This window comes from Microcystis sp. LEGE 08355, assembly GCF_015207185.1.
Lineage (GTDB): Bacteria > Cyanobacteriota > Cyanobacteriia > Cyanobacteriales > Microcystaceae > Microcystis > Microcystis panniformis.
The window spans coordinates 1-4,724 of record NZ_JADEXI010000368.1; the positions used below are offsets into that span (position 1 = coordinate 1).

The 4,724-nt window shown below is 40.8% G+C and carries 7 protein-coding genes; 4 read left to right on the forward strand and 3 right to left on the reverse strand.

The window, feature by feature from the left end; all coding sequences use genetic code 11:
• A partial coding sequence (locus IQ242_RS17080; protein ID WP_193960794.1) for an STAS domain-containing protein occupies positions 1–186 on the reverse strand: 186 nt, incomplete at its 3' end.
• A 360-nt stretch (positions 187–546) separates the two neighbouring features.
• Here IQ242_RS17080 and IQ242_RS17085 point away from each other — a divergent pair.
• From IQ242_RS17085 to IQ242_RS17100, 4 genes are all read left to right on the forward strand, one after another.
• Complete coding sequence (locus IQ242_RS17085; RefSeq protein WP_052278139.1) at positions 547–741, forward strand: hypothetical protein; 195 nt, start codon at positions 547–549, stop codon at positions 739–741.
• Positions 698–859, forward strand: a complete 162-nt coding sequence (locus tag IQ242_RS17090; RefSeq protein ID WP_193960795.1) for a hypothetical protein — start codon at positions 698–700, stop codon at positions 857–859. The genes IQ242_RS17085 and IQ242_RS17090 overlap by 44 nt, the downstream gene beginning before the upstream one ends.
• A gap of 90 nt (positions 860–949) precedes the next feature.
• Positions 950–1,294 carry a hypothetical protein gene (locus IQ242_RS17095; protein WP_004160645.1) on the forward strand — a complete coding sequence of 115 codons (345 nt, stop codon included), beginning with the start codon at positions 950–952 and terminating at the stop codon, positions 1,292–1,294.
• 78 nt (positions 1,295–1,372) lie between these two features.
• Positions 1,373–2,587 carry a DUF790 family protein gene (locus IQ242_RS17100; RefSeq protein ID WP_193960796.1) on the forward strand — a complete coding sequence of 405 codons (1,215 nt, stop codon included), beginning with the start codon at positions 1,373–1,375 and terminating at the stop codon, positions 2,585–2,587.
• A gap of 102 nt (positions 2,588–2,689) precedes the next feature.
• Here IQ242_RS17100 and IQ242_RS17105 read toward each other — a convergent pair whose 3' ends face one another.
• Both IQ242_RS17105 and IQ242_RS17110 read right to left on the reverse strand, forming a co-directional pair.
• Positions 2,690–3,151 (reverse strand): Hsp20/alpha crystallin family protein, encoded by a 462-nt coding sequence (locus IQ242_RS17105; RefSeq protein WP_193960797.1) that lies wholly within the window; start codon positions 3,149–3,151, stop codon positions 2,690–2,692.
• Positions 3,152–3,282: 131 nt separating this feature from the next.
• On the reverse strand, positions 3,283–4,668 hold the full coding sequence (locus tag IQ242_RS17110; protein ID WP_193960798.1) for a 1-acyl-sn-glycerol-3-phosphate acyltransferase: 1,386 nt from the start codon (positions 4,666–4,668) through the stop codon (positions 3,283–3,285).
• Positions 4,669–4,724 lie beyond the last annotated feature (56 nt).

Sequence of the window (4,724 nt, forward strand, 5' to 3'; positions counted from 1 at the left end):
AACTAAAGCCATTAATCCGGCACTGTCGAGGAATTCCACCCTGCTCATATCCACGAGAAAAGTGATGGAGCTATTCTGGTTCACCAGATTGGTGAGCTGCTCTTGAAATTCTAGGACGTTGGCGGCGGTAATATAGCCGTTTGGCTCAAATAGAGCAATTTCTGGGACTTTTACAGGACTTTTCATGGCTGGACTTGGAAATTCATAAAATGTACCTTTTAACTGGAAATCAGATACCGCTATTATGTCCTAACTTTCTGATTTTGTGACCCCGGTCTCGATCAATTTTCTCTCTCCTGAAAAGATTAATCTTTTTTTAACCTTCGACCCTGTGGCAAGGAACCAGTTTTGGGCTAACCTTGGGATCTGGGGAGTAAAAGGGAACAGTGATCAGGACTTACTGGGGTAAACATCAGGGGAAAGTCGTTAGGTTTAAGCTCTAACCCCGAATGACTGATGATGAGCCAAAATTATACTGGTGTTTTTGCTGAAATAAAGTAAAGCAGGATACGGAAATTAGATTTATCGAACTAGAGTAAGAAAATTGTGGATACCCAGCCGACTATCCGCCAATTAGTGGAACAAGCCCTATATTATCGTAAAATCACGCCAGAAATCGAGAACGGAATTAATGAACTCCTCGGTCGTCTTGGCTACGTTTCTGATGTGGATTACGAGGCCCTAGAGTTACTCATGGATGAAATGGACGAAGGCCGGATTAATCTCGTTCCGCGTCGGTAACTTCAGTTATCAGTTATCAGTTATCAGTTATCAGTTATCAGTTATCAGTGGTGAGTTATCAGTGGTGAGTTTTCAGTTCACTCCGGACTTAGTAACGAAGAACCTGACTGATTACTGATTACTGAACAATCCCCCAAAACCCAATTTCCCCAAATTTCCCCAAATTAATATAATTGACTTCAGGCTTCCTCTTAACCTGATTTTTTCCATGATTCCTTTAACTCTTAATCTCTTGCAAGGTTCCGTTACTTTTCGTTTCAGTCCCAGTGCTGCTCTGGATTTGCAAAGGGAAATTAATATTCTACTTGATCGCCTAAAAGCGATCGCCAGTAATGCCGCTAGTGGTGGTAAACCCCAACCCCAAAAACCGCTGGAATATCAGCACACTGGTGATGTGTTTCTGGAAGTGTTTTGTAATCCCAATATTTATCCGAATCCTTTTTCGGCTAAAGTTTTGCTAACGGTTCGCGACGATCGCCTGCGCTTAACCACAGAAGCAGAATTAACCCGTGTGATCGAAGATTTAGAGCGTTATCTCGACCAAAATAGTTAGAATCGGGGGATTTTTGGGGTTTCGACCTTTCCTTGTCGTCCCACCTCTCCCCATCTGATTATTCTTCTCTAGCTTGCCATGTTACCGACCGATTTATTGATTTCCCGTCAAAATGGCGAGACAATTATTCCCAAACGCTTACCGATCGCTCCTGATTATCTGGCGATCGCTAAAGAACAAATCAGCTGTTTTCAGGAAAGTATTGGTGAAACTAAGGGAGAATTAAGCCAAAAACTCCTAATCTTGGAGGGAGACAGTCCCGATTATAAAATTAAACGGGGATTTGCTCACCTATTAACCAATCATTTTGCCACCTTTGAGATTATTAGTCCCTTAGAACCGCAGGAATTAAGAAAAAGAGTTTTTGAACAAGCGGCCAAGTTTGTTCCTATTCCCCAAAATCGAGCGCTAATTCTGGGAAAAATTGCCCAGCAACTCAGCCAAGAATTAAATCAAGAAATTTTTCCAGTGGCTCTAGAAAAAGGACTCTATGCTGATTTAGCGGAGAATAAAATTCTCACTCAATTTGATGCTCCCACCCCCGAAAACCTAATCCATCGTTTTAACCTCTCGCAAATTCAAGGTATTTTTTATCGGGCCAGTTATTTAATTATCAACGTCCACCGCAATGATCCGGGGGAATATAAATATCTCTTTCGCTATCTAAAACTATTTCGTTTAATGACTTATATCGAAGGGGATGCCGACACGGGATTTACTATTACTATCGATGGTCCCACCAGTTTATTTAAAGCTAACAGTCGTTATGGCATTGAAATCGCTAAATTAATTCCTGCCTTACTCCATGTTACTCACTGGAATCTGAAGGCACAATTACAGTATAAAGATTCCTATACAGGAACTATTAAAAAACAACAGTTCAATTTAGAGGATAACTGTGGTCTGGTGTCCCACTATTCCCCAGGTAAACCCTACGATAGTATGTTAGAGGAATCTTTCGCTAAACGTTGGTTACAGTTAAAAACTGAATGGCAACTAGAAAGGGAAGTGGATTTAGTGCCTTTACCCGGAGGAGTGATGATTCCCGATTTCCGTTTAGTGCATCCCGATGGTCGCGTTTTTCTCCTCGAAATTGTTGGTTATTGGCGACCAGAATACCTACAAAAGAAATTTTTACAGGTTAAATCGGCCCAAGCAAATAATCTAATTTTAGCCGTATCGGAACGGTTAAATCTAGAAAAAGCTGGAGTTAAATTTCAAAATCTACCCGCTCAGGTTATCTGGTTTAAAGATAAATTATCACCCCAAGCAGTGTTAGAAGTTTTAAGTTAAAGGTTTAGGAAGCTAAAAGCGGAAGTATGGTTTGATACTCCCGCTTTGGTTTAATCACACTAGGTTAACTCTTTCGCTTAAGACCGGACAATGAGTGCTACATCATTGAGCAATGGTAGGATTGATGGACACTTTCACCACTTTATTTTTTTCTTCTTCCGCTTTCGGGAGAGTGAGATTGAGAATGCCATCTTTGTATTCAGCAGTCACGTTATTGTTATCAACCCGAACCGGTAGAGGAATAACCCGATGGAATTTACCATAACGGAACTCAGTGCGGGTAAATCCTTCTTCTTCGGTTTTAATTTCCGATTTTCTTTCACCATTAATGGTCAGACTATCGGCTGTTACTTCCACGTTGAGGTCTTTGGCTTCCATACCAGGTATTTCCAGTTTAAGCTGAACTGCCTCTGGCGTTTCGGTAATTTCCGCCGCTGGGATGAAGGATAACCCCATTTTTTCGCCATTGCCTACATCAGTCGGCACAAGACGGTCAAACAAGCGATTCATTTCTTTCTGTAGGCTTTCTACTTCTCTGAAAGGTTCCCAACGTATAAGTGCCATATAAGTCACCTCCGAAGTTTTCTTGACGCTAGAGATGTTGGTTTATCTCTACACTTTTAGGATAGATAAAAGATTCCCCGACCGGGGTAGGGTTTTCGGTATTGAGTTTTTCCAGATTCCCGTACTATCTCCTATACTAGGGTCTGCTGATGAATAATTAAACTTTCTAAACTGGTTTGTAAATCTTGGGTTAATTGTGCTACGGCCGAGCGTCGATCGCTTTTATAATCAGCATAGCGCTCGGATACAGAAATAGGTTTACCAATAGTTATTATCGCTTTTTGTTGACCAATTTGGGGACGAAAAAAGGGATTACCTCCCTTAATTCTTGTCACTAAATCCCAGAGTAATAAAATTGTCTCGGCAAATCTTTCTACGGTGGGTTTTTCTTTGACATAATAACCAGTTACTGACACAAAACTTTCCACAATTCTCATGTGCCACATTTTTAAATTAGCTTCATCGGCCAGGCGATAAGCTAATCCTAATTCAAGGGGAGAAATAGAATGAGTGGGTTTTAATTCTTCCCGATAAATGCGTTCCCATCCTGCTTGTTCCAAACGACGACAGCGATCGATCACATTACCATGAGGAGAAAGATGAAAATACTTTTCTGCGGTTTGTAGGGCCACATCTAATAAATTGGCTAAACGTTTGGCTAGGGTTTCATTTGGATCATCACCATTGGCAGGTACTACAGGTAAAGATTGATAGTAGAAATCTCGATAAAAATCCTCCATTAAGGATAATAATCTTTCTCCTAACCGAAAAAGACGCTCGTATAAAACCTTTTCTTCTAGGGATGAATTCGGGATTGATTCTAAACCGCTATCGGTTTCTAAATTAGTTAAAATTCGCTCGATTTCTTGCCACACTGGAGTCAGATAAAAATACTGAATACCAATAGGTAAAATAATTACTTCTTGCTGTTGTTTAGCTTTTCTGACATCATCCACCCCCCAAAAAGCCAATTGAGAAATACCCGGTTCAATCGCACTGACAAGCTCATTATGTCCGTTAGTTGCCCCTTCCGGAGCAGCGGCTAAAGGATAATCTCCTTCTAATAATAAACGACGAGCCGAACGCAATCCGATTAAATCGGCTTTTCCCCGTTGAATTGGTGTGCCACCTAACTTAGAATATAACCATCCTACCCTTTCTCCCGCCCATAAAGGAATCCCTCGATCATACATAAAATGAGCGTGAATTGGCTTGTTTAATTTTATTCCTAACTCTTGGGCTTTTTTGGGTACTAATTTCCACAAAAGATAGGCCATACAGTAGGGATCGTTAATACTGGGATGACGGAAAGCAAGCAGTAAACGGACTTTTTTCTCTTGACTTTTTTGATAAAATGTGATTAAAGTTTCTAGATTGGCAGCGGAAATTTCTCTTAAGTTGGTTTGAGTTTGTAACCAAAGAGGTAAAAAGATTTGACATCCCTTTAAAAGCAAGGGATTAAGGTCAGGGGGGATAAATTCGAGGGGAGGTTGCGCGCCCAAAGATAGATTAGACATATAAGTATAAGTAGGGTCTGCTGAAAAAGTTTTTCCTAGGGGCAGGGTGTAGGGTG

Bases quoted from the DNA above. Each gene is read 5' to 3' on its own strand.
- IQ242_RS17090 (WP_193960795.1), top strand. From the start codon at position 698: ATGAAATGGACGAAGGCCGGATTAATCTCGTTCCGCGTCGGTAACTTC.
- IQ242_RS17095 (WP_004160645.1), top strand. From the start codon at position 950: ATGATTCCTTTAACTCTTAATCTCTTGCAAGGTTCCGTTACTTTTCGT.
- IQ242_RS17100 (WP_193960796.1), top strand. From the start codon at position 1,373: ATGTTACCGACCGATTTATTGATTTCCCGTCAAAATGGCGAGACAATT.
- IQ242_RS17105 (WP_193960797.1), bottom strand. From the start codon at position 3,151: ATGGCACTTATACGTTGGGAACCTTTCAGAGAAGTAGAAAGCCTACAG.
- IQ242_RS17110 (WP_193960798.1), bottom strand. From the start codon at position 4,668: ATGTCTAATCTATCTTTGGGCGCGCAACCTCCCCTCGAATTTATCCCC.